The following is a 24,950-nucleotide window of genomic DNA, read 5'->3' on the forward strand; positions in this document are numbered from 1 at the left end:
GAACTATTACTCCATCGGCCGAAAGACTTGGCGCAAGCGGAGCAAATGGTGCGAGAAGCGATCCTGATCTACAACCAGGAACGCCCGCACCTGTCCTTAAAATACAAAACGCCCGATGCAGTGCATCGGGCGTTGGGGTGAAACAGGTGTAAACCTATTTCAGGACTAGACAGCCGCAACACTCAATAACCGGCCAGTTCCCGCAACTGCGCGTGGGTGTGCTCATCCAGCACAATGCCCTCGACCTGCGATCTGGCACGCTGCAAATGCCGACGATCACCCGGCAATCGTTTCAGCCCGACACCGTGCATCTGGCGCACCAGTTCTTCGCTGCGTTCGGCAAATCCTTGTCCGGCCGCTTTGCTCGGGTCAATCACGATCAGCAACTGCCCGGTCCACGGTGTTTTCGCGCCGGGGTGGTTCGACCAGTCGAACTCGAATGAGAAATTACCGCCGGTCAGCGCTGCCGCCAGTAGCTCCACCATCATCGACAACGCCGAACCCTTGTGGCCGCCAAACGGCAACAACGCCCCGCCTTCGAGAATCGCCCTGGGGTCCTGAGTTGGCTGGCCGAGGCTGTCCACGCCCATGCCTGCCGGTAGCCGTTCGCCTTTGCGCGCAGCGATCTGCACGTCGCCATGAGCAATTGCGCTGGTGGCCAGGTCGAAGACAATCGGTGCAGCGCCGGCCCGTGGCGCGGCAAAGGCAATCGGGTTGGTGCCGAACAATGGCCGATCAGCGCCGTGCGGCACCACACAGGTCATGCTGTTGACCACACTGAGTGCTACCAGACCCTCTTCAGCGAAAGGCTCGACATCCGGCCACAGGGCTGCAAAGTGATGCGAGTTGCGAATCGCCAACACCGCGATCCCTGCACTACGCGCCTTCTCCACCAGCAACGGCCGGGCGGCTGCCAGCGCTGGCTGGGCAAAACCGTTGCCGGCATCGACGCGCACGAAACCCGAGGCGACGTCTTCGACCTGCGGTATGGCATGTCCGTTGACCCAGCCGCTTTTCAGGGTCGAGACATAGCCCGCAATCCTGAACACGCCGTGGCTGTGGGCACCATCACGTTCGGCCCCGGCGCAGTTGGCGGCCAGCACCTTGGCGACCTCCGTCGACGTGCCGTGGCGCAGAAAAATCGTTTCAAGCAATTGCGTCAGCGCTTCGAAGGTTAACGAGGACGAGGCAGCAGAAGACACAGGATTGAGTGGCGCAGACATCTGAAGCTCCAGAATGATTATTGGAGGGAACAACAGCGTACCGAGAACTTGCGAACCGATTAACCACACCCAAGCGCCCCCCTGTCAACCCTGCAACAGCATGACCCGCGCTCGCGCTCGCAATGCGATAACTATCTACCACCTTTGCCCGCAGCACACCGCTTAGTCTCTGGCCTCATTTTTTGCGCCCAGCGCGCCCTACCGAGACTCGATGATGCCTGAGACAGCCTCCCCACTGCTGTTCCCCGAAACCCTGAATTTCCCCGGTCTTTGGGAACAAACAGGCAAGTCCCACAACCTCAACAGCAAGGACTTCAACTGGCTGGCCCATGTAAAACTGGCCACACACGCGCTACGCAGCGAGCAATCGCCGCCCATGCTTGCCCGGAACATTCGCATCAGCGCCGGCACGGCACCGCCCATCACGCTGGCCGGCAGTTTCATATTCAGCGAAACCCCCGACGACAAAGGCGTAATCCTCTACACCCCTTACGATGGCATCAAGAAATACGACAGCCTTGCGACCCTAGAGGCGTTACTCGAAAAACGCTTGGAGGAAGCCAAAGAAGAGGATCAGTTGCTGGCTTTTCTCGCTTTATCCCAGCGCAGAGAAGTGGTCGAACAGAGCAGCCTTACGCTGAGCTACGAAACAATCGAGGGGGATATTTTCGATAGCCAGAAGAGCGCCATTCTGGCGTGCCAGAAATTGAACGCGGCGGCCATGCTTGGCGAATTGAAGCGTTTGCCCTCGCTCACCTCCCTGATAGAAACGATCCTCGATGATCTGTTGAAAGACGGTTTCCCCAACCTGAAGCAGAGGCAAACCCGGGTCAATTTTTACACGGACGCCGCCGTCACCAACCCTGACACCGCCTCAGGTTCGGAACCGGCCCGGCACTGGCATGACTCAACAAGCCTGAGCGAAGCCGTGCTGATGCTTTACCGGCATCGAAGCTGGCCGCCGGACCCATTGCATGAGTTCTCCAATCCCGGGCATGCACCGGTCGAAGGCGATCAGGCGATTTGGGAAGAGGCGCTGCAACAGGCGTCGGGCAAGTTGCAGATGCTGCTGTTTCACGAAATGGAACGCTATTGGAACGCTCCCGCCACGGAGGGATCAACACGGCGCGTCTTCTTCGGTGAAGCACTGAAAGAACAGGCACGCGCCGAACTGCTGATCAAGCGCGAAACCGGCACCCTCGACGCCAGTCAGTTCGCCACACTGCACCAGATGATTCAGCCGGACGCCTTGTCGCTCCATCGCCCAACCCTCGAGAAAGTGCGCCTGTGGGAGTACGAGCCCAATTATGTCGAGCTGGCGGGCTCTTTGATCATCAGTCACACAGATGCCTGCCTTTACACACCGACCATGGGTTTGCAGGTGCTTGAGGATTACAACGACCTGAAAGATACCGTGTTGAGCAAGCTGCGCGCGCCTGGGCACGAGGACGAATTCTACGGCTTGTTGAACCTTGAAGAGCGTCAACGCTTTATCGGCTTCGACCGGCCTCAGGTGAGCGGCGAAAGCATCGGCGGCGAGATTTTCAACGTGCTGTTCGAGGCCATCATCACCAAACAGAGGCAAAGCATCGAATTTGCCTTGCAGGTATATCGCCACAGCGATGGCTGCGTTGATATCCATGCCATGTTCGATAAGTCCCTGGATATCCGCTCGATGATCAACGAGCGGTTGCTGGAAGTGGATGCCGGTAAACGGTGGTCGACAAGGCCGGTGCTGGCCGGCGTACAACAACCTTCCAGGGTGCTGGCACACAGGGTCCGGGAGATCGCGAGATCATGCGATGGCATCGATGCCTTGCTCACTGGCTCATTCAGGGGGCAGCCCACCGCCACCGCGAAGGAGCAGCGCAGTTACCTTGAGAAAATGAGATCACAGTTGGCTCACTCGCTGTTTGTCGGGGTAACCGGTGAAGCGGCGTTGCGGGTGCTCAGTGGCTCGCTTAAAACGGCCGAACAGGCGATTGTCGATACCGTGTTCCATCCCGATCAGCCCAGCCGCGACAACAGACGTTCACTCAATGGATTTCGCCCCGACGCCTGGTCACTTACCCTGGAAAGTCGCGGTGCGAAAGAGCCCTTGTCTTTGGCTCACTGCGTTTTGCTGACAGAACGTGGCGGGCTCGACGACCTGCACTCGGGAAGGGTAATTGTGTGGACGCCCGCGCTGGGGCTGGAAGTATTGGCCAATATTACTGTTGCGCGGCAGGCGCTGAACCAACGGTTGAAGGACAGCGTGGCGCGTCTGGCTTTTCTGGAAAACCTTGCTCCCCAAGCACGCCAGTGCCATCAGGCGTACACCCTGGGTCCCTTACGGTTGATCGAGGACAATATTCTGCACAACCGCGCACAATCTGGCATTGAGCACTTCCTTGCACGTTGCGACGCGGTACGCGAACGCCTGAAGGACCGCGCCGGACTCGCGCCAGCCCTGGCCACGCTCAAAAGAACGGCAATCGATACCAACCTGCTGCGAACGATTCACCTGGCAACGGCCATCAACCAGCAACAATCGCTACCCGCCTGGCTGGGCATGGCGCCAGTGGACGAGCAGCAGTTGCATCTCGAACTGCTTGAGCAATGGCGCCGTAGCGTGGTCGATCACAAGGACTACCTCAGCGGCCTGCCCTCTCTGGCCGATTACGTCAGTCAGACGTTGAAGTCATTGCTCGACGCTCGATTCAAAGGCAACCCGCTCGAGCCGCAAGACATCCAGATCATCCCCAATCTGGCCTTGGCGGGCCCTGCCCTCGCGCTCACCGATTTTGCGTTGAACCATATCAACATCGCCCAGGGTACCGGCTTCAAAGTCGCCGCGAGGACGAAAAAGCCACTCCCCGCAGGCCTGGATCAAAATACTGTCCGGCAACTGTTGTTGTCGCTGGCGATTCCGACGGTTTTCGCCAGAAAAATTACCGATGCGCTCTCCGACGACGCTGCTCAGTCCCAAGCACGCAAAGAACGCTTCATTCGGCAGACGCCCTGGCAACTGTTGCAACATGCACATGGATTGAAACTGCAACAGCAATTGTCCGCCAGCGCCTTCGATTGCCTTTGCCAAGTGCTCGACATACCGGACGGCATAGCACGGGCAACCGTTGAGGGAGCTCATGCCATGGCGTATCCGTTGTCGCTGGTCAAAACAGCAGGCGCAAGCGCTGTCGAAACGCTTGGCCTTTACATCATTGGCCCGGGCGGCGGTCAGCCCGGGCCACTGGTCCTTTATGCGCCCTATGCGCAACCGCTTTTTCGCGAATTCGCCAATGAGCAGAGCCTGATCGCGGCCGTGAACACGCCGGGCAGTTTTCAGGATCTGGTGATTCGCCGTCTGCCGATAGCACAGCAATCAATATTTCGGGGGCTTTTGCAGGCGAACGTCGGCGAAACCAGTGAAATGGCACTGTCGGGCCGCGCCATTACCGGCAACCTGTTGCACAGGCTCTTCAGTGACAACCTCAAGCTGCTGCCGCAATTGTTGAGTTGCCAGGCGCTCAGCCATGCTCAAGACGATTGGGAAGCGGCGAAAAACCTGTTCAGTCATGGCCCCCATCCGATCTCGGGGTTGCTGCCGGGCAAACTCTCGTACGTGACATTCCTTTGGCAGGCGTACAAGGATTTCAAGAATTCGGCTGAAAACCTGCAGGATCATCATTGGACGCAAGCCCTGAAATCATTTATCGACGGCGCGGTGCAGATGATCAGTCTGGGCCGCCTGACGAGCGAAGGCGCCGCCTCGGCAGAATCCGCTCTCTCCATTCTTTCTTCAGCCAAAACAGAGAGCACCGCCGGTAACGTTGACGCATTGTCGAACTCGCCCGCCCTGGTGGCCCCGGCGTGGTCGCAGATCCGTTTAACGTCACCCAGGCGCACCGAGTTACAGGCGTTTGAAACCACGGCAGTGGCGCTTGAGGACCTCAAGCGTGACGCTAAAAACGGCACCTATGAGGATCCGATCAGCAAGCGTACGTATACCGCTATCGCCGGCAAGGTTCATCGTGTCGACCAACCGGGGGCGGTCTGGCAGATTCTTAACGATGAAAAGCCCGGTCCGTCATTACGATTGACCGGCTCGCGACTCTTGCTGGCGCCCGATCGCCATGCGGTGCACTACGGCAAAGCAATCTCCAGACTGCACAAGCGATATACCCTGGAGTTGGATCGCAGGGTCATGCTGAACATCGAAGCCATCGGTATGAAGGAAATACGCCGCAACCATCCCCAGAAAGCGCAAATACTGCAACACGCTGTTGATCTTGCCCGTGTATATGCATTCAACAGCCTGCACAATCTGGTCCAGTTGAAAGCCAACGTTCCTGGCACCCGTCTGGATGGATTTCTCAAAGTGTTTTTCGGCGTGGCCCAAGTCGATAGCGGTTTATTGAGCAAACTCAACAAGGCGATCGTGCCCATTTGCCAGGCGTTGGTGGATCCCGACGATGACCTGTTGAACACTGATCGCTTCGTTGTGGGTTCCAATGCCTTCCAGTCCTGCGTCATTGCGTTTGTGCTGAACAACGACCATCGCAAAATGGTTCACTTCACCGAAAACTTTTTCAACCCGCAGTTGAGCTGGTACGCACCCTCCCTCATCGAGCCTTTCGACATTGATTGCCACGCTCAAGCAGCGACACTGATCCACGAGTTTGCCCACCAGTATTCGAAGGCCAAGGATATTGCCACCCTGGAGGCACGGCGCCCGTTTCACGACTTGATCGAAACCCTCACGGTGTACGGCCAGACTATCCAGCAGGAGTTGGTAGACCTCCAGACTCAGGCGTTGTCGCTCACTACCCCCCGAGAAGCCCTGTTTGCACGCTGGAGCAAGAAAAAAGGTTCATTTGTCAGTCTGGATAAAATCCCGGGGGCTGAAGACATCAGCAAAGACATTCTCGATCTGACCCTCACCCCGACCATGGACGAGGCCCGCAATGCGTTTCTTGATAGGCACTCAGCGGATGTGCGCATCGATGTGATTTTGCGCAACGCCGACTCCATCGCCCGCCTCGTTTGCGAGATGGGTCGGCAACTGGATCCGGTGCCGCTTCCCTGAAAAAGCGCAAAAAAATGCGCAGGGCTCGAAACCTGCGCACGCCTTCACACCCATCACTCGGGTACGCGAATCAGTCCTTCAGGTTGGGTAGCTGAGAAAAAATAAGTTCCGTTTTGATGGGCAAATGCCATGACGGATGTTCTCGGCAACTTCCCGTCAAGGTTAGAATGTGCGAAATCAGGACGACTCAATGACCCAAGACACTCTCTCGGAAGCCGAATACGATGCCGTCACCGATGCCGCTGCGCACTGGTGCATGCGTCTGCACGCCGCTGACTGCACAGATGAAGAGCGTCGCGCTTTCGAGCATTGGCACGCCGCGCATCCGCTGCATGCGTTCGAGTATGAGGCCATGCTGGAGATTTGGGACGTTGCCGGACACCTGCCACGCCCCGAACCTGCCGTTGCTTCGCCGATTCCCCAGCCTGCCCGCTCGTGGCGTCAATACGTTATAGCGGCGACGGTCTGCGCGCTCGCGCTACCGCTGGCGGCCTACACCGGATGGAATCTTGGCTGGTTGCCCAACAGCTATCAGCATCTCTCAGCCACCGACAATGTCCGCCAGGTCACGCTCAGTGACGGCAGTCAGCTCGAACTGAACCTGAACACTGATCTGACCTTCAGCAATTACAAAAACGAACGGCGCGTCACCCTGAAAAAAGGTGAGGCGTACTTTGCGGTCAGTCACGACCTGTCTCGCCCGTTCATCGTACGTGCTGGCGAGGGCCGGATTCGGGTAACCGGTACGCGTTTCAACGTCTGGAAGTATGAGGATCAAGTGCGGGTCAACCTGATCGAAGGTTCGGTGCGGGTGACCAGCAACACCGCATTACCGGGCGATGGTTTGCGTCTCGGACCGTCCATGCAGGCACGCTACAGACACGGCGACTACACGCCGCAGGTCAGCCAGACATACCCCAACGACACATCACTGGCCTGGCGCAGCGGCAAACTGGTGCTGGACAACATGGCACTCGATGACGCGTTGCCGCTGATCAACCGTTACCTGGCCAAGCCGTTGATGCTCGCCGACACCCACACCGGTTCGATTCGGGTAGGCGGCATCTACAACATCAAAGAACTCAACAACCTCGCCAACTCTCTGCCCAAAGTCTTGCCCGTCTATCTGACGCGCAACAAGGAAGGCAACCCGGTAATCAATTCGATGCCCAAGCAACCGCCAAAAAACTGAAGGCCGCGCCCTTGCGGGTGCGGCCTTCATGCCTGGCTCAATTAACGCTGTGCTTATTGCGCAGCCACTTCTGCTGCCTTGCCCAGCGAACCACCAATGGTTTGCACCTGATACTGCGGATCCGCCAGGATCTGTTGTTCAGTAAACGGCAGCACACTCCACCGTTTCTTAGAGAACGCCTCGGTCTGGTCCCGCGAATACTTCGATGCCGGGTCGCTGGACAGCGAGAACGCCAACAGTCCCTGCGCGTGCGGACCTTTCTCATCGAAGGTCACGACTTGCAGATAACTGGTGCCGCTGACCACTTCAAGTTTGCCGTCTTCGCGGGGCACGCTCTGGATGGCATTGTAGATCCCCAGCGTACCCGGTCCGCCATGAATCGGCGTCTGCTGCCCACCACTGCTGGCCACTTGAATATCACCCCAACGGGTTTGCGGCGTGAGGCCCATCTTGTCGACCGACGCGACCGACGCCAGCATCGCTTCACGCAGTGCCTTGGCCACCGCTGGCTGCTCGACAGCCAGACCGCGCGGTGTGTGTTGTGCGTCTTTCGGATCGAAGGCCACGCGCCAGATATCCCCTGACGTCTGCAACGCTTGCATGATGTTCTGGAAATGCACCAGACCCAGGCCCGCATCCAGATTGGCCCGACCGTCCCACGCCTTGAGGCTGGCACACAGCGGTTTCAGTGTTTGCGCATCGGCACCAAGGTCGGTGGCGCAGAACGCCAACAGATCGGGTGCAACCTGGCTCGCCAGATAGACCTGATCATCCATCACCATTTGCTGCAGATCCTGCACCGCCACCGACCTTTTTTTACTCAGGCCAGCCAGACGCTCCAGCGCAAACCGGGAGCGCAAGCCCAACGGCTGGCCTTCCTGACTGATCAGCGGCGAGAAACCGGTGAGCGGTTGCGCCGGGTTGGCCAGCCAAGCGGAATCGTTGGAGTGCTGGACGAAGTCCTTGCGCAGCAATTGCGGCAATTGGCTGGACGCATAAATACCCTTTTGCGCTGCTTTCGGATCAATGTCCCAGGCGCAATCGCTGTTGGAGCCATCCAGCACGATCATCTTGGTACCGGCTCGCGGGTCGCTGCACCTGGCCAGTTTTTCACGGCTGACGTTCGGCACCACGGACAGGTTCATGTACAGCGTTTGCCCCTTGTCATCCGCTGCGAGCGTATTGACCCACGGGATTCCCTGGATCTTGTGCACCGAGTTCTGCAATTGCTCGAGCGAGGAAGCCTGGTTCATTGCATACCATTGCTTGAGCACACGATCGTTATCGAGGTTGGCATCACGCAGGCTGTAGGCAAACTGATTATCCCAGTCGAGCTTGCCCGGCCACTGCACGATCGGCCCGAACTTCGAGCTATAGACGTCACGTACGACCGGCACTACCTGCCCATCAGCCTGTTTGATCTGCACGGTTACCGTCTGCTTGCTCATCGGCACTGATTGACCATCGAGCAAATAGTGCGTCGGGTCTTTCGGATCGAGTTGCAGCCGATACAGGGTGAAGTGCTTGGAAGAGTCGACTGTGTGAGTCCAGGCCAGGTGCTGGTTGAAGCCAATGTTGATCATCGGCAATCCCGGCAAGGCCGCGCCCATGACATCGAGCTTGCCAGGAATGGTCAGGTGCATTTGATAGAAACGCATACCGCCAACCCAGGGAAAGTGAGGGTTGGCCAACAGCATCCCGCGACCGTTGAAGGAGCGTTCACTGCCCACCGCCACGGCATTGCTGCCACGGTCCAGTGCGAAGCGCTGCAGGCGGGCGTCGGCCAACGCGTAGGCGTGACTGACGTGTTCAACCCGAGCCGTGGCATGAGGCGGCGTGGCGCCCGCCAGGGCTTCGGCGAACTGGCCGACACCCCCCTCGACCAACAGGCGACGCGTCAGTTTCACCAGGTCTTGAGGCGAAATATCGCGCACCCACTCGCCCTGACATTGTTGCGGCAGGCCCTGCTCACGGCGCTGGGCTAGATAGCGGTTATAGCCGGCGGCATAACCCTGCACCAGATCCCGCACCTGAGCAGGTTGCGCCCGCCAGAATTCGTTGACCGCTTCAGGTGTATTGAGCCAGGTGAAAAACACATCGCTGACACGGTTTTCGCGCTGTTCGACGGTGAACTGCTCCGGCCCGAAATAGCGTGAACGCTGACCATTGACCGTTACGATCTCGTTGGCCAAAAGACACAGGTTGTCCTGCGCATAGGCGTATCCGATCCCGAAACCGAGACCACGTTCGTCTTGCGCACGGATATGCGGTACGCCAAAACCGGTGCGCCGGATTTCAGCGCTGGTATCGAGGGCCGGGCTGAACGCATGGGCCGACAGGCTCAGCCCAAGAAACATACCGGCAGAGGTCAGTCTGGTTAAGTGCCTGGAAATAATCACGCTCGCTCCTGATCGAAATACCGAAGAGCGTACCCGGCGTTGCTGCGCCAAGCCTGTGAGGGGCCGCGGGTCCGCTCTGGAAACACCCATGCGTCCACGCGCAATGAGCCTGTGATGGAGACGAACCTGTAGAAAAAAATTTAGCCCTCGCAACAGCGGTTATGTGCCGTGATTACACAGAGAGGACGAATTTCCGACAAAATTTCTACATTTTTTCTTTCATGATTTGTCGCGTTGATACGTCTTGTTTGAAAGACCGTCAAAAACCTTTCCCGATCAGGCTCTGAAAAGGAGTAATCGCATGTACAACTCGCAACTACCAACGGACGGTAGCCAGGCCTCACAAGGAGCTTCCATGAGCCCCCACGCGAGCGATTTCGGGCAACGCGTCGACCGTCACGGCAATGAACGTATCCGGTTGCTGCTGAAAAGTTTCGGCCTGCGCACCAGCCTGATCCGTCTGAAAGTCATCGACGCCCTACTGGTTGCGGCACAAAGTGATCGGCATCTGGGCGTGCGCGGCGTCCACAGCCAATTGCTGGATCTGGGTATTCCGCTGTCGTTTCTCAGTGTGCGCGAAGTCCTCAAGCGTCTGTGCGCCGAGGGTGTGATCACCTTCAATGCAGACAAGAGCTACAGCCTGCATCCGCAGGCTGCTGCCGTTCTCAACAACGATTGATGCGTGCTGCGAGCGCCGTCAGGGTTTGACCTTGCGGCGCATCACGCCGTTGATCACTACCACGACCACCGCCACGCCAATGGCGATGTACTGGAATGTCTTCTCACTGATCATGCCGGCGTTTTGCAGCCAGGACAGGCCGAGCATGATTGCCAGCACGGACACGGCGATCACAATCGAAAAAATCAAGCGTTGCTTCTGGGTCATTGCGGCTTCCTGAAACTTTGGAATGTATCCGGTTTGTATCTGTTTGCATGCCATGCGCTTACCGTTTTACGGGGATGCGCCGCTGCAAACGGGGTCTCATATTACAGCCGCTGAAGAGTTTTGGCTTCATGACGGCGTAACCATGAGGATTTTTGAAATGCTGCGTCGAATCACCTGGCTGATTCCCGTTCTTGCCCTGCTGACCCTGAGTGGTTGCATCATTTTCCCCCACGGCGGCTGGCATGGTGATCACCATCGCCATTACCAGGGAGGCCCTGGCTATTATCAACATCGTTAGAAGAAAGTCGCTCACCCTGCCCGTTTACCAATAATTGCGGCAGGTGGAGGCACACAAAACCGGCCCTATAAACAATGCCCGCCATTCAGCGGGCATTGTTTTATCACCACTCGCCGACAACTTAGTGCGCCTCACAACTTTTCTGATCCATTAAATAACCTGCAAGCATTTGAAATTTAATGTCTCAGCAAAGCGTTAGGTGACAAGAGCACCTACGCCTAGTCTCTGCAAACTTTTCCGCGACTATAAACAAGGAAGTCTATGCAGAGAACATTGATTAAAATCGCCCCACGACAAGTTGTCGGATTCTGTCTGGCCCTTACGGCTTTTGAGTTACTGACTTATATGGCCAGTGACTTGATCATGCCGGCCATGTTGAACGTTACCGCGCAACTACAGGCAGATGCCCGTCATGTACCCAATGCTTTCAACCTTTATCTACTGGGGGGTGTTTGCCTGCAGTGGTTGATCGGAGCGCTATCCGATCACTGGGGACGACGGCGCGTATTGTTGATCGGCTGCGCGCTGTTCGCCGCCGCCTGCACAGCCGCTTTCACCATCCACAGCATAGAAGCGTTCAATGTGCTGCGACTGGTGCAAGGCATGGGCGTGGGTTTTGTTGTGGCGGTCAGTTATCCGGCGCTTCAGGAAGTGTTCAGCGAGGCCGATGCTGTGCGCTTGATGGCGCTGCTCGGCAACGTTGCGCTGTTGTCGCCGCTGCTGGGGCCGATACTTGGCAGTCTGTTGCTGGAATGGCTGACTTGGCGCGATCTGTTTCTGGGCCTGGGTCTGGCAGCCGCCGCCGTGTGGCTGGGGCTCTATGCCTACATGCCGGAGACCGTCGGCGTTGTGCGCCGAGATGGCAGCCTGCAAGCGCCGGTGCCCTTCTCCTTGCGCCAGATCCGCCGGCGCTACCTTACCCTGCTCGGCAACCGAAGGTTCCTCGGCGCAAGCCTCGCACTAGGGTTGATGAGTCTGCCCTTGATCGCCTGGATCGGCCTGGCACCGTTGCTGCTGATCCAGTTGCAGGGCCTGACGCCGCTTGAGTACGGACTATGGCAAATCCCGATTTTCTCTGCCGTGATCGTTGGCAACCTGATTCTCGACCGCTTGCTGGTCACTCACGCGTTACCACAGTTGATTCGTCTGGCGCTTTGGCCGTTCTGCCTGGGCCTGCTGACACTGATAGGTTGCGCACTGTCTGGCGCAGGTGTGGGGCCAGTGGTGGCCGGTCTGTCGCTGTACGCCGTTGGACTGGGTATCAGCAATGCCGCGCTGTATCGCCTGGCGCTATTCAGTACTGACGACAGCAAAGGTCTTGTCTCAGCCATGATCGGCATGCTTTCCATTGCCGTGATGGGTGTCGGCGGCTCGATCATTGCGGCGATGGGTGGCGGCACACGTCTCGAACTCTTCGCCATTTGCGCCGCGCTCAGTGGCCTGATGTGCCTGCCCTTGCTTCACGGGTTCTTGCGAGCAGCAAAAAACTGTTTCGCCCCTCCTCGATAAAGGAATATTGATGATCCACTTACCCTCAAGCGACGCGCTCTGCGCGTTGACACAGCCTTATTGCCCGGATTCAGTGCCCTCGGGGCTGTTTGACCGGGCCATGGCCGAAATCAGCCGGTATCACTGCCAGCAGACGCCGGGCTACGAACACTGGTTGAACGCCAACGGGATCGACGCCAGCGATCTGGACAGCCTGGATGACTGGTCACGACTGCCGCCGATCTTTGCCAACTTCTTCAAACAACAACTGCTGCTCAGCAACGCTGGGGAGCAGGCTCTGGAACTGACATCGTCCGGCACCAGCGGCCAGAAAAGTCGCATGCGCTATGACGAACGTAGCCTGTCTGCGGCCCAATTCATGGTCGCGCAGATCTTTCGTCATTACGGCTGGGATACCCCGGACACGCCGTGCAACTACCTGCTGCTCAGTTATGAGCCGCAAGGTCGCATCACACTGGGCACCTCATTCACTGATCAGTTTCTATGCCGTTTCGCTCCAGCCAATCGTGTGGTCTACGCCCTGCGCAGCAGCGGTGACGGTCATCAGTTCGACCTGTTTGGTGTCATTGCCGCGTTGCAGGCGTTTGCCGAAGAAGGTCTTGCGGTGCGCATTCTCGGCTTTCCGGCATTTTTGTGGCAAACCCTGCAACGGATGGAAGATAGCGGCGTGCCCGATCTGCAACTGCCCGCGGGTTCGTTGGCGTTCTTCGGTGGCGGCTGGAAAACCCAAGCGGCCCAAGAGATACCCAGACAGCAGTTATATGCGCGCATCCACCGGCAATTGGGCATCGAAACGTCGCGCTGTCGCGATGGTTACGGCGCAGTCGAACACGCCGTGCCTTACATCGAATGCGAGCACCATCATTTCCATGTCCCGGTCTATTCGAAGGTGTTCGTGCGCAATCCCCAGGACTTCTCTGTTCAGCCCTATGGCCAGCAAGGCTTGCTGGGATTTGTCTCGCCCTATATCTCGTCCAGCCCCGCGCACGCCGTGGTGATGAGCGATCTGGCCACACTGCACCCTGGCGCGAGTTGTGGCTGCTCACTCGCCGGCGACTGGTTCGAACTGCATGGCCGCGCTGGCACTACGGCAGGCAGAAGCTGCGCGATGGCGGCGTCCGAGTTATTGGGGAGGCACTGATATGTATTTGATCAACGGCCATTTGCATAACGATTTCACGCTCGACCAGGCGCTTGAACACCTCGACCATGACCTGGTGCAACACCTGAGCACGCCGCTTGAAAGCGACACCGTGATGGCGGCTGCCGCACGGTTTGCCGAGCAATTGCGCAGCCCCGATTACACGTCGGTACTCGATGCAGGGCAACGACAAAGCCTGATCGCTTTCTGCGACCCGCAAGCGTTGCAAGTCAAATTGCAACGCGAACTCGGCACGCAACCTGAATCATTGCGCCGAATCAATTATCGGCAAGCGTGTTTCGAGTGTTGGAGCCCGCTCGGACTGGTCGTGCACATCACCCCGGGCAACGCGCCATTACTGGCATTCTGCGCCGTACTGGAAAGCCTGCTGGCTGGCAACGTCAACTGGTTGCGCCCCAGCAGCAGCGATCGGAACCTGACCGCGCAACTGCTCGGTGCATTCGTGCAATGCGATCTTACCGGTCAACTCGCGAATTACGTGGCGGTCTTGCCGGTCAAAACTGAACACATAGGGGCATTGTGCAAACGCGCCAACGGTGTCGCGGCCTGGGGCGGCGAATCGGCCCTGCACGCGATTCGCCAGCAGATCCCGGCTGGCTGTCGCTGGATCGATTGGGGACACCGCATCAGCTTCGTTTATCTGACACCCGATGCCGCCACGTCGCAGGCGCTGGATGCCGTCGCCGATGAGGTCTGCCGGCTGGATCAACAGGCCTGCTCCAGCCCGCAATGGTTGCTGGTGGACAGTGACGATCCGGTGGTGTTGCAAGATATCGGCGAGCGCCTGGCTGAAGCTTTCGAACGACGCAGCGGGCAGTGGCCGGCGCTGTCGCCCACGCCCGAAGAAGCCTCACAAATCATCACACACACGCACATGGCACGCCTGGCGCAGAGTTTCGCCCGGCAAACCGGTCGCGTGTTCAGTGCGTCGGGCTGGCGAGTGATCTGGGCGCATGACCGCCAACTCAGTCCGTCGCCACTGTTTCGCAGCGTGCTCTTGCACCCTGTGCCCCGCGCGCTGATCACCGCCACCCTGTTGCCTTGGCGCAATGTCCTGCAAAGCTGCGCGCTGCTGTGTGCCGAACCGCATATCGGCGAATTGGCGCGAACACTGATCGGCGCTGGTGTGACGCGTATCGCGCCAGTGGATGGCATCCACGACGGCTACGACGGCGAACCGCATGATGGCGTTTACGCGTTACAACGCCTCAGCCGACGGGTATCGGTCAGCGTGCCTTGCGCCGTCCTGCCAACCCACGCCACCCTCGACCGCACGCCGCTCAACGCGCCGCTGTCCGGCCAGCCGATCATGGACAAACACGCCTTCACCCACCAGCCGTTCAACCCAATGGCGCAGTTGTACTTCCGCTCTGGAGGCAGCAGCGGCACGCCGGCGCTGTCCGGCTACAGCTACCGCGACTTTCATCGGCAGATGCGTGCAACCGCTGACGGTTTGTTTGCCGCCGGTCTCGACCCATCGCGAGACCGGGTGATGAATCTGTTTTTCTGCGGCGGGCTCTACGGGGGGTTCCTCAGCTTTGCCAAAGTGCTCGAACTGCTGGACATCACGCACTTGCCGATGGGAGCCCCGGCTGATGACGATTACCGCGAGATTGCCCAACTGATCATCGACCAGCGTGTGACGGTCCTGATGGGCATGCCCAGCACCGTGCATCGCCTGTTCCTCAACGAACGCGAAAGGTTGCAGGCCTATGGCGCAGTCAAAAAGGTTTTCCTTGGCGGCGAGCACCTGAGCGAACAGAACCGGGCGCTACTGAGCGATTGCGGTGTTTCCAGCATTCGCTCGGCGATTTACGGCAGCGTCGACGCAGGCCCCCTCGGTCACGCTTGCCAAGCCACGGGCGACGGTGTGTTCCACCTGATGAATGACACCCAACAGCTGGAAATCGTCGCACTTGACGACGATCTTCCCGTCGTTGGCAATCAGGTGGGTCGACTGCTGTTTACCTCTATCGCTCGGCAAGGGCAGACCGTACAGCGTTATGACGTTGGCGACACCGGACGCTGGGTGCCCGGCCTGTGCCAATGCGGGCTCACGTCGCCACGCTTCGAACTGCTGCAACGGCATGGCACGCTGATCCGCCTCGGCACCGACTTCATCTCACTGAGCGAATTAGCGTTGCACTTGCAGGTCCCGTTCCAACTGCTGCTGGATCATGCCCCCGACGGCATCGAGCGAATCCTGGTGCGCAGTGAACTCGAAGCGGCACAGGTACACACCCGGTTATCAAACTACTCGACCCTGATGACCGTTTATGAAGCCGGACTCTTAATACTGAAAGTTGAAGTCTGTCCGACTGAACACTTCACTCGAAACAAACACAGCGGCAAGACGCCGCTACTGATTGACTCAAGACGAAAATAAAAACCGGCTAACTCGATCAGGCCTTTATATAAAAGAGAACACTATGGAAACAACCGATCCTGTGAACGAGTTGATTACGTTCGTTCGTCAGCACTCACACTTTTACGGGAAACACTTCGCGGATATTCCCGAGAAAAAAACATCACTCGCGCAACTGCCGTTGATTGATCCTGTTGCCTACTGGAGCAACAGTCAGACCCTCAACGCTTGGCCAGTGTTGACTGGGCCCGTGGAACACGCGCTGGTTTTTAAAACCGGCGGTTCCACCAGCGCCGGCAAACTCTCGGTTTATACCCAGGATGAATGGCGACAACTGGTGAGTGACTTCGGCGACAGCCTGAATGGGCAGTTCAAATCCGGTGACCGGGTAGCCAACCTGTTCTTTGCCGGCGACCTCTACGCCAGCTTCCTGTTCATCCATGATTCATTGGCGCACGTCGCACAAGACATCACCGAGTTCCCGTTCACCGGCGACGTCGGCTCAGACGTTCTGGCCGAAGCCGTGGTGCAGCACTCGATCAATGTGCTGGCGGGTCTACCCGCGCACCTGCTGACCTTCGCCAGTTGGCTCAATCGTCGGGGGCAGACACTGCCCGGCGTCGACACCCTGCTTTATGGCGGAGAAAGCCTGTTCGCTTCGCAACGTCAACGCCTCCATCTGGCGTTTCCCAGCGCACGCATCAGCTCGATTGGCTACGCCAGCGTCGATGCCGGTTTCATCGGGGCCAGCCACCACGACTGTGTCGAAGGCGAGCATCGAATGCGTGACGACCACATCATCCTGGAGATCATCGACGAACAGTCCGGTGAAGTGATCGATGCCTGTGACCAGATCGGTGTACTGGTACTCACCCACCTCAAACGTCGATTGATGCCACTGATTCGTTACCCGGTGGGCGACCGCGCCTGTTGGCGAGAGCCCGTTGGCGCGGCGCAGCGCAAATTCGCGCTCAGGGGCCGCAGTGCGAACAGCCAACGGGTTCGGCTGGGTATTTTGTCACTGATCCCTCATGAAATCGGCGATTTGGTCCGGCGCACCGCGGCCAGTGACGACTGGCAACTGGTGATCGAACAGAGTGCGCACAAGGATGTGTTGAGCCTGAAATGGGTGCCAAGCACTCGATCCCCCGACCTGGATGAAGTCAACCGAAGCCTGAAGGCCGGGCTGATCGAACGGTACCCGTTGATTACGCAACTGCAGGCAAACCAACTTCTGGATTTGCATACCCAAAGCTGCACGCTTGAAGATCTGCCACGCCATCCGCGTTCGGGCAAATGCCTGCGAGTGCTGGATCGGCGCCGCTACGAACACAACGACAAGGAGGCGCCTGATGGAAACGTTGATCCTGCGTAACTATCGCGACACCGATGCGGCGGCAGTCAGTCAACTGTTCCGGCAAGTGTACGGCGACCATTACGTGCAACCCCATGTCTACCTGCCGCACATGATCAGCCAAAACCACGGCGACAAGCGCTGGCACTCGCTGGTCGCCGTGGTCGGACAGCAGATCCTGGGGCACGCGACCCTGTTCAGGGACAACGGCTCACACAGTGCCGAACTGGCCTTGAGCGTCGTTCACCCTGACACCCGCGGACAAAACATCGCGACGCGTCTAGGCCAGCAACTGTTGATTCACGCACAAGCGCTTGGCTGTCACGACGTTTCAATCAAGCAAGTGACCCATCATCCGTACACGCAACGCATGGCAATCAATATCGGTTTTCACAACACCGGACTGCTGCCGGATTACGTCCCTTCACCCTTCGGCTGCCCAACGCCTGAATCGATCGTCCTGGGTTGTCGCGTCATCGACGGGTATCAACGCCCATTGCCCAGACAGACATGGCCAGCCAGTTGTCGGGTTTTCATGCAGCACCTTTGTCGTGTATTCGGCACGCGAACGCATGCACTTCCCTGGCGTGGCGCACCGGTTCAACTTGAACAACACGCTGATCGGCATGACATGCGGCTAAAGGAGCTGAGTCCGAGCCTACTCAAGCAGTTACAGGCATTACCGCAACATTGGCTGATTTCGATACGCCTGAGACTGTCGCGCCATTTCGCCAGCGATCTGAACAGGCTAACGGCCATCGGCTTTGTATTTACCGGCCTGGCACCCGGCGACGACACGGAAGGGAGCTGGCTCGCGCTCTTTCATCGCGGCGTCCGACAATGCGCGCTAAAGCTACATTGCCCGCGCATGCAGGTCCTGCATGATGAGGTTCAGCGCAATATCAGGGGAGGCTGGAATTAACACATTGGCCCGTCGCGATTGGAACGGGCCATCTTCTTCTGACGCTCACGCCTTGGAGCTGACGCCTTTGTCGGTTGGCGGCGTCGTGCCGTTACCCTTGCCATAGGTCTTGAGGTTCTGCAGCACGTAAATGGCTTTCTTGTACTCGGGGATCAAACCGTTGGCGTATTTGTCGCCCTTGATCGCGTTGGTCTGAATGGTATCGAGTTGCGTGGCGAAGTACTCCAGCGCACTGAACTTTGCATCCGGATCTTTCTGCACCCCGAAACGATCGAACTTGTCACCGGCGTTGAGCAGGGTCATTGCCGTCAGATCGGAAATCAGGCCTTTGCTGCGCAAGAATGTACTGAGGTTGCCCAACTGCTTCGCCGACACGTTATCCGGGTCGAAACCCTTGATGTTCTTGTGCAGCTTTTGCTTGTCCATCTCAGCGATGTTCAGCGCATTCGGATCGTTGCCGACCAAGGTCAGCATCTGCCTCACCTTGGTGCTTTGCGACACCTGTTTGCCTCTACTGCCGGTGTCCTGCACCAGCAAACCCGCCTTACTCTGCCAAGCACCGGTATAGCCGATAGTCATGAGTGAGTTCCTTGAAGAACGAGCATGAAAATGTCCTTGTTGACCTACTTTGGTGCTCGTAAGTATCGGCGGGCCAACTAGTGGCACCAACCTTTTTATCCGTTTGCTTACAATTCTCGTACATTCAGGTAGAAATTCTCAAAACACCCCAAAAGATGGAACCGCGTGACTCATCTGAAATTGTCACGGGTTGCGTTTTTTGCACTGATCAACCAGGCAAACCGCTTTGTTGTATCAAAGACGATACCTACCGTTCGGCCATACACTGCACGTTCTTGTACGAAAGTACCTAAAGCTTCTTCCCATCCCGACGATACCCATGGATACCCGTGATGTTTTCCCCCTGAACCCATAATAAAAAACGTAGCTAAAGGACCGGTCTCCATGCCCGCATTGCGCACTATTCAGGCTCGCTACACGCTGTTTCTGGTTCTGTTCATGCTGTTGTTGTCGGTGCTGACCGTGGTTGGCATCAGTCAACTGGTCGCCCCCAAACTGCGTCATACCGAAGAACAGGTTGTGCTCAACCGTATCGCCGAAGTCGCCGAGCAGATTCAGGGCGAATTGAACAAGGTTCAGGCGCAACAGCGCAGCATCACCCAAACCATCCCGTTGCTCGACAGCGCTGCCATCGATACGGTATTGCCGGGCTTGGTCGATCAATACGGCGAGCCGAAAGTCTTCGGCGGCGGGATCTGGCCGCTGCCGGGGCAGCGTGAGGCTGGGCGCAACAAGTTCAGCACTTTCTGGCATCGCGATGCCTCGGGCAAACTGGCGGTCAACACCTTCTGGAACAGCGACGCCGCGCCCAACTATTACGACCAGAGCTGGTACAAGGGCGGCATGCAGACCCCGCGCGGTCAGTGCGCCTGGGCCGCTGCCTATAAAGACGATGCCAGCGCCGAACCGCGCACCAACTGCGCCATGGCCATCCAGAAAAACGGTAGCGCCTGGGGCGTGTCGACCATCGACGTGACCCTCGGTTTCTTCAATGATCTGGTCGCCCGCAAGGAAAAAGACCTCAACGCCGAGATGCTCATCGTCGAGGCCGACGGCAAGATCATCAGCAACAGTTCGCGCATCAGTGGGCCGATCGTGCTGAAAAACATCAATGAACTGGCCGCCAGCTCGACCTTCGCCAGCCAGGTCAAGGCTGGCCTGCAGAACCGCGATCAGGCGCAGCGCGTCGAGTTCGACAACAACGGTCAAGACAGCACGTTCTTCATGCGGCCGATCGAAGGCACTCCCTGGTTCCTCGCCACCGCCCTGCCGACCAAAATGCTGACCGCCCAGCGTGATGACGTACTCAGCACGCTTAGCCTGTTGCAGATTCCGTTGGTGCTGTTGCTGGTGCTATTGCAGGTTTATGCCATCCGCCAACTGGTGTCGCGCTTGAAGGCGTTGAAAGCCAACATCGACTTGCTGTCCAGCGGCGATGCCGACCTGACTCGCCGCATCACCATCCGCGCCGAAGACGAACTGGGTGCCATCGGCCACTCGGTCAACACCTTCATTGCCTATCTGCAAAACATGATCGGGGAAGTCACGCAGGCCACAGGGGCCATGGCCTCAAGCCTCGACAACCTGCAACGTACCTCGGCGCATACCAGCCAGATCCTGCTGCGCCATGCCTCGGAAACCGATCAAACCGTCACCGCTATCACCGAGATGAGTTCCACCGCGGAAAGCGTGGCGCAGAATGCTGCCGAAACCGCCGCGTTTACACAGCGTGCCAACGAAAACGCCGATCGATCGCGCGTAGTGGTGGGCGAAGCGACCAACAGCGTGGTTGCGCTGATTGACGAAGTGGCCAGTGCCACACACAAAGTTGAAAACATGCAGCAGGATGCTCAACGCATCACCGAGATTCTCGGGGTCATCGGAGCGATTGCCGGTCAGACCAACCTGCTGGCCCTAAACGCCGCGATTGAAGCGGCCCGCGCCGGCGAGCAGGGTCGTGGTTTTGCAGTGGTCGCTGACGAGGTACGCGCCCTCGCCGCCCGTACCCAAGCCAGTACCTCGGAAATCAACGAAATGTTGACCCGCCTGACCCAAGGGGTGAGCTCATCGGTCAGCGCGATGGAAAACACTCAGGCCAGTTGCCAGTCCGCCGCTGACGCTACGGCGCGGGTCAACTCGGGGCTGGACGAAATGGCTGGCTCGGTCAGCCACATCAACAGCCTCAGCACCCAAATCGCCACTGCCGCCGAACAGCAAAGCGCAGTGACCGAAGAGATCAACCGCAGCATGGTGCAGATCCGTCACATGGTCGATGAACTGGTGAAAAGCGGCCAGGCCAGCGAACTCAACACCCGTCAGTTACTCGAAGCCAACAGCCAGGTGAGCGCGATCATGGGCCGGTTCAAAGTGCGTTGACAGGCCTGTGGCGAGGGCGATTGCGCCCTCGCCACAACGGGTTTCTACCGCCGTTGCCCGGCGGTTCAACTGACAGATTTGTAATCTCTCGCTCATCGGGCTGTCAGCCTTGATCTACGATGATCCCGACAGCCTGCCTCGTAGCAACTGGAAACAATCCGTTGATGCCTGCCAGGAAAAACCGGTCAAAATGCGTTCTTTTTGACCGCCAATCCGAGTCGAGAACCCGTCATGCGAACCCCTTTGCGTCTGGTCGCCCTGAGCGCCCTGTTCCTCTCCTCCCTCGCCCAGGCTGCCGACCTGATCCCGATCGAAGTCCATCGCGACGCCAACTGTGGCTGCTGCAAAAAATGGATCAGCCACCTGGAAGCCAACGGCTTCAAGGTCGAAGATCACGTCGAAAGCGACATGAGCAGTTTCAAGCAACAGCATGGCGTGCCGCCGCGTCTGGCGGCATGTCACACCGCAATCATCAACGGCAAGTTCGTCGAGGGCCATGTGCCGGCCGAACAAGTGCTGGCTCTGAGCAAGCGTGACGACTTGCTCGGTGTCGCTGCGCCGGGCATGCCGATGGGCTCGCCGGGCATGGAAATGGACGGCATGAGCGATGCTTATCAAATCATCGGCCTGAGTAAGGACGGCGCTGACGTGGTGGTGGCGGATTACCCGGCCCATTGATGGGTGCCGCGTATATCGGGCTGTTTTTCGCCGCATTCGGCGCCGCGACACTGCTGCCGTTGCAGTCAGAGGCGTTGCTGGTTGGCCTGATCGTCAGTGATCGTTATTGGCTCTGGGGGTTGCTAGCGGTCGCCACGCTGGGCAACGTCCTCGGTTCACTGGTCAACTGGTGGTTGGGACGTCGACTCGAACGGTTTCAGCATCGGCGCTGGTTTCCGGTCAGTCCCAAACACATGGCCACGGCGCGCAAGCACTACGAGCGTTACGGGCATTGGTCGCTGTTGCTCAGTTGGCTGCCGATCATCGGTGATCCGCTGACCCTGATTGCCGGCGTGATGCGCGAGCCCCTCGGGCGGTTTCTGGTGATTGTCACCCTGGCCAAGGGCGCCCGCTATGCCGTGCTGGCAATGCTGACACTGGGCTGGCTCGGTTGAACGTTCGGGCCTGGGCATTGCCTGTGTTTAACATCGCCCTAATCCGGTCGTTCCAGCATCAGCCGATTTTCACTGGAGTTTGCACCCATGCCCGTTACGTTTTCCCGCTGGCTGCCTAGCCTGCTTTTGAGCTCTGCGCTGCCACTGCTCGCCCAGGCAGAAACAGCACTTGCGCCCGAAGGCCCCGAATACGGCTCGCAACTGGAAGGCTTCGAATACCCTTACACGCTTAAACACTTCGCCTTCCAGTCCCAAGGTAAATCCCTGCAGATGGGATACATGGACGTCGCCGCCCACGGCAAAGCCAACGGTCGCACTGTGGTGTTGATGCACGGCAAGAATTTTTGCGGCGCCACCTGGGATAGCTCGATCAAGGCTTTGAGCGAGGCGGGTTATCGGGTGGTCGCGCCGGATCAGATCGGTTTCTGCACGTCCAGCAAACCCGACAACTATCAGTACAGTTTCCAGCAACTGGCGACCAACACTCACCAATTGCTCAAAGCGCTGGGCATCCAGAAAGCCACCCTGCTTGGCCATTCCACCGGCGGCATGCTCGCCACCCGTTATGCGCTGCAATTCCCGGAACAAGTCGATCAACTGGCACTGGTCAACCCGATTGGCCTGGAAGACTGGAAAGCCCTCGGCGTGCCCTATCGCACTGTAGATCAGTGGTACCAGCGCGAACTGAACGTCAGTGCCCAAGGCATCCGCGAGTACGAACGCAAGACCTATTACGATGGTCGCTGGAAACCCGAATTCGACCGTTGGGTCGACATGCTCGCCGGCCTGAACAAAGGCCCGGGCAAAACCCAAGTGGCGTGGAACTCGGCGCTGATCTACGACATGATTTTCACCCAGCCGGTGTACTACGAATTCAAAAACCTCAAGATGCCGACCCTGTTGCTGATCGGTACCAGCGACACCACCGCCATCGGCAAGGACATCGCGCCGCCAGAAGTAAAAGCGAAAATCGGCCACTACGAGGTGCTCGGCAAACAGGTGGCCAAGCTGATCCCGCAGTCGACACTGGTGGAATTTCCCGGCATGGGCCACGCGCCGCAAATGGAAGAACCCGAGCAGTTTCACAAGGCACTGTTGAGCTGGCTGAGCAAAACCAATCCCGTTCTTTGAAGAGGTAAAGCTGATGGCGGTGCAGATTGCAGTGATCGATGACTGGCAGGACGTGGCCCGTGACGTGGTTGACTGGTCCGCCCTCGATAGCGTCGGCGAGGTGACGTTCGAGCATGAGTATCCGGCGGACAACGCCACGCTGGCCGAGCGTCTGGGCAAGTACCAAGTGATTTGCGTGATGCGCGAACGCACCCGGTTCGACGAAGACTTGCTCAAGCGATTGCCCAATCTCAAGTTGCTGGTCACCGGCGGCATGCGCAACGCGGCGCTGGACATGCAGGCGGCAGCAGAACTGGGCATCAAGGTTTGTGGCACCGACAGCTATAAACACGCGGCACCGGAACTGACCTGGGCGCTGATCATGGCGGCGACCCGTAACCTGCTGAACGAGGCGAACTCGTTGCGCGCCGGCACCTGGCAAAAAGGGCTGGGTGGCGATCTGCACGGCAAGACCCTGGGCATTCTCGGCCTGGGCAGCATCGGCTTGCGTGTGGCGCAGTTCGGCCAGGTGTTTGGCATGCGGGTAATTGCCTGGAGCGAAAACCTCACCGCTGAGCGCGCCGAACAGGCGGGAGTGACGTATGTCAGCAAGCAGCAACTTTTCGAACAGGCCGATGTGCTGTCGGTGCACCTGGTGCTCAGCGACCGCAGTCGCGGGCTGGTCGATGCGCAAGCGTTAGCCTGGATGAAAGCGACGGCACTGCTGGTGAACACCGCACGCGGGCCGATCGTTGACGAATCAGCGTTGATCAAAGCCTTGCACAAGCGACAGATCGCCGGGGCCGCGCTTGATGTGTTCGAGCAGGAGCCGTTACCGGCGCTGCACCCGTTTCGCACGCTGGACAATGTGCTTGCCACACCCCATGTGGGGTATGTCAGTTGGCAGAACTATGAGCGGTTCTTTTCGCAAATGATCGAGGATATTCAGGGCTGGTCGGCGGGAGTACCGGTTCGATTGCTGAATTGAGTCCGAGGGCGGCGGTGCTCCTGCCTGCCTCTTCGCGAACAAGCCTGCGCGCACAATGATGGGTGTCCGACTGATCACCTGTGGAGCGCGGATGCTCGCCAAGGAGTCCTGAAAGCTCCCTGCGACAAATTGCCCGCACCACAACAGTGCACCTTTCCTTTCCGCTAGCACACATTCGTGACCGATCAGTCACTGTTTTAGCCCTTCCTCGCAAAAAAACCTGCACTTCGTCGGTGCGTTTGCCCTGCTTGATCACGGTTTTCATCAAAGGAAACCGATTGTCGAACAATTTACCCATTTGCTCTGGCCCGCTCTAGGATCTGGCCTAGACTGGTTTTCGCGGGGCAAAACCTGCCGGTCACAAACCCGCAAAATAATCGAAACTTTTGCTGTTGGCGGTGGGTCAT

At 58.3% G+C, this 24,950-nt stretch carries 18 protein-coding genes and 2 pseudogenes; 16 read left to right on the forward strand and 4 right to left on the reverse strand.

Annotated features, from left to right (window positions below; all coding sequences use genetic code 11):
- Nucleotides 1-141, forward strand: a 141-nt coding sequence (locus ACIOU6_RS17150) for an integrase core domain-containing protein (protein ID WP_401138219.1), incomplete at its 5' end; no start/stop codon positions are given.
- Nucleotides 142-182: 41 nt separating this feature from the next.
- On the opposite strand, the gene ACIOU6_RS17155 is transcribed toward ACIOU6_RS17150, so the two are convergent.
- A complete protein-coding gene (locus ACIOU6_RS17155) occupies nucleotides 183-1,223 on the reverse strand; it encodes an Ldh family oxidoreductase (RefSeq protein WP_401138133.1) in 1,041 nt (346 codons plus the stop codon).
- A 214-nt stretch (nucleotides 1,224-1,437) separates the two neighbouring features.
- Here ACIOU6_RS17155 and ACIOU6_RS17160 point away from each other — a divergent pair, with 214 nt between their 5' ends.
- Together ACIOU6_RS17160 and ACIOU6_RS17165 are read left to right on the forward strand one after the other, a co-directional pair.
- On the forward strand, nucleotides 1,438-6,291 hold the full coding sequence (locus tag ACIOU6_RS17160) for a dermonecrotic toxin domain-containing protein (RefSeq protein WP_401138136.1): 4,854 nt from the start codon (nucleotides 1,438-1,440) through the stop codon (nucleotides 6,289-6,291).
- 190 nt (nucleotides 6,292-6,481) lie between these two features.
- The gene (locus ACIOU6_RS17165) at nucleotides 6,482-7,483 is read left to right on the forward strand and encodes a FecR family protein (protein ID WP_401138139.1); all 1,002 of its coding nucleotides are present in this window, start codon (nucleotides 6,482-6,484) and stop codon (nucleotides 7,481-7,483) included.
- A gap of 53 nt (nucleotides 7,484-7,536) precedes the next feature.
- Here ACIOU6_RS17165 and ACIOU6_RS17170 read toward each other — a convergent pair whose 3' ends face one another.
- Nucleotides 7,537-9,882 (reverse strand): acylase, encoded by a 2,346-nt coding sequence (locus tag ACIOU6_RS17170; RefSeq protein ID WP_401138141.1) that lies wholly within the window; start codon nucleotides 9,880-9,882, stop codon nucleotides 7,537-7,539.
- 301 nt (nucleotides 9,883-10,183) lie between these two features.
- On the opposite strand from ACIOU6_RS17170, the gene ACIOU6_RS17175 reads away from it, so the two are divergent.
- On the forward strand, nucleotides 10,184-10,561 hold the full coding sequence (locus ACIOU6_RS17175) for a fe2+ zn2+ uptake regulation protein (protein WP_221731632.1): 378 nt from the start codon (nucleotides 10,184-10,186) through the stop codon (nucleotides 10,559-10,561).
- A gap of 18 nt (nucleotides 10,562-10,579) precedes the next feature.
- On the opposite strand, the gene ACIOU6_RS17180 is transcribed toward ACIOU6_RS17175, so the two are convergent.
- Nucleotides 10,580-10,768, reverse strand: a complete 189-nt coding sequence (locus tag ACIOU6_RS17180) for a hypothetical protein (protein WP_221731631.1) — start codon at nucleotides 10,766-10,768, stop codon at nucleotides 10,580-10,582.
- Nucleotides 10,769-10,925: 157 nt separating this feature from the next.
- Here ACIOU6_RS17180 and ACIOU6_RS17185 point away from each other — a divergent pair, with 157 nt between their 5' ends.
- From ACIOU6_RS17185 to ACIOU6_RS17210, 6 genes are all read left to right on the forward strand, one after another.
- Nucleotides 10,926-11,066, forward strand: coding sequence for a hypothetical protein (locus tag ACIOU6_RS17185; protein WP_221731630.1), 141 nt, complete (start codon nucleotides 10,926-10,928; stop codon nucleotides 11,064-11,066).
- Nucleotides 11,067-11,327: 261 nt separating this feature from the next.
- Nucleotides 11,328-12,575, forward strand: coding sequence for an MFS transporter (locus ACIOU6_RS17190; RefSeq protein ID WP_221731629.1), 1,248 nt, complete (start codon nucleotides 11,328-11,330; stop codon nucleotides 12,573-12,575).
- Between the two features lie 10 nt (nucleotides 12,576-12,585).
- A complete protein-coding gene (locus ACIOU6_RS17195; RefSeq protein WP_401138146.1) occupies nucleotides 12,586-13,716 on the forward strand; it encodes an acyl-protein synthase in 1,131 nt (376 codons plus the stop codon).
- Between the two features lies 1 nt (nucleotide 13,717).
- On the forward strand, nucleotides 13,718-16,123 hold the full coding sequence (locus tag ACIOU6_RS17200) for an aldehyde dehydrogenase family protein (protein WP_401138148.1): 2,406 nt from the start codon (nucleotides 13,718-13,720) through the stop codon (nucleotides 16,121-16,123).
- Nucleotides 16,124-16,166: 43 nt separating this feature from the next.
- Nucleotides 16,167-17,477 carry a phenylacetate--CoA ligase family protein gene (locus ACIOU6_RS17205; protein ID WP_401138150.1) on the forward strand — a complete coding sequence of 437 codons (1,311 nt, stop codon included), beginning with the start codon at nucleotides 16,167-16,169 and terminating at the stop codon, nucleotides 17,475-17,477.
- On the forward strand, nucleotides 17,455-18,378 hold the full coding sequence (locus ACIOU6_RS17210) for a GNAT family N-acetyltransferase (RefSeq protein ID WP_221731625.1): 924 nt from the start codon (nucleotides 17,455-17,457) through the stop codon (nucleotides 18,376-18,378). Before ACIOU6_RS17205 ends, ACIOU6_RS17210 begins: the two co-directional genes overlap by 23 nt.
- A gap of 45 nt (nucleotides 18,379-18,423) precedes the next feature.
- On the opposite strand, the gene ACIOU6_RS17215 is transcribed toward ACIOU6_RS17210, so the two are convergent.
- A complete protein-coding gene (locus ACIOU6_RS17215) occupies nucleotides 18,424-18,957 on the reverse strand; it encodes a hypothetical protein (RefSeq protein ID WP_221731624.1) in 534 nt (177 codons plus the stop codon).
- A gap of 438 nt (nucleotides 18,958-19,395) precedes the next feature.
- On the opposite strand from ACIOU6_RS17215, the pseudogene ACIOU6_RS17220 reads away from it, so the two are divergent.
- The 6 genes and pseudogenes from ACIOU6_RS17220 to ACIOU6_RS17245 form a co-directional block, all read left to right on the forward strand.
- A pseudogene (locus tag ACIOU6_RS17220) lies at nucleotides 19,396-20,472 on the forward strand (cache and HAMP domain-containing protein); the annotation flags it as partial.
- Nucleotides 20,473-20,805: 333 nt separating this feature from the next.
- Nucleotides 20,806-21,333 (forward strand): annotated as a pseudogene (locus ACIOU6_RS17225) (methyl-accepting chemotaxis protein); the annotation flags it as partial.
- 231 nt (nucleotides 21,334-21,564) lie between these two features.
- Nucleotides 21,565-22,011 carry a DUF411 domain-containing protein gene (locus tag ACIOU6_RS17230; protein ID WP_221731622.1) on the forward strand — a complete coding sequence of 149 codons (447 nt, stop codon included), beginning with the start codon at nucleotides 21,565-21,567 and terminating at the stop codon, nucleotides 22,009-22,011.
- The gene (locus tag ACIOU6_RS17235) at nucleotides 22,011-22,445 is read left to right on the forward strand and encodes a YqaA family protein (RefSeq protein WP_401138154.1); all 435 of its coding nucleotides are present in this window, start codon (nucleotides 22,011-22,013) and stop codon (nucleotides 22,443-22,445) included. Before ACIOU6_RS17230 ends, ACIOU6_RS17235 begins: the two co-directional genes overlap by 1 nt.
- Nucleotides 22,446-22,532: 87 nt before the next feature.
- The gene (locus ACIOU6_RS17240) at nucleotides 22,533-23,576 is read left to right on the forward strand and encodes an alpha/beta fold hydrolase (RefSeq protein WP_401138157.1); all 1,044 of its coding nucleotides are present in this window, start codon (nucleotides 22,533-22,535) and stop codon (nucleotides 23,574-23,576) included.
- 13 nt (nucleotides 23,577-23,589) lie between these two features.
- Nucleotides 23,590-24,543, forward strand: a complete 954-nt coding sequence (locus ACIOU6_RS17245) for a D-2-hydroxyacid dehydrogenase family protein (RefSeq protein ID WP_401138159.1) — start codon at nucleotides 23,590-23,592, stop codon at nucleotides 24,541-24,543.
- Nucleotides 24,544-24,950 lie beyond the last annotated feature (407 nt).

Origin of the sequence: Pseudomonas sp. NPDC087615 (assembly GCF_044743445.1) — a bacterium.
GTDB classification, from domain to species: Bacteria; Pseudomonadota; Gammaproteobacteria; order Pseudomonadales; family Pseudomonadaceae; genus Aquipseudomonas; species Aquipseudomonas baetica_A.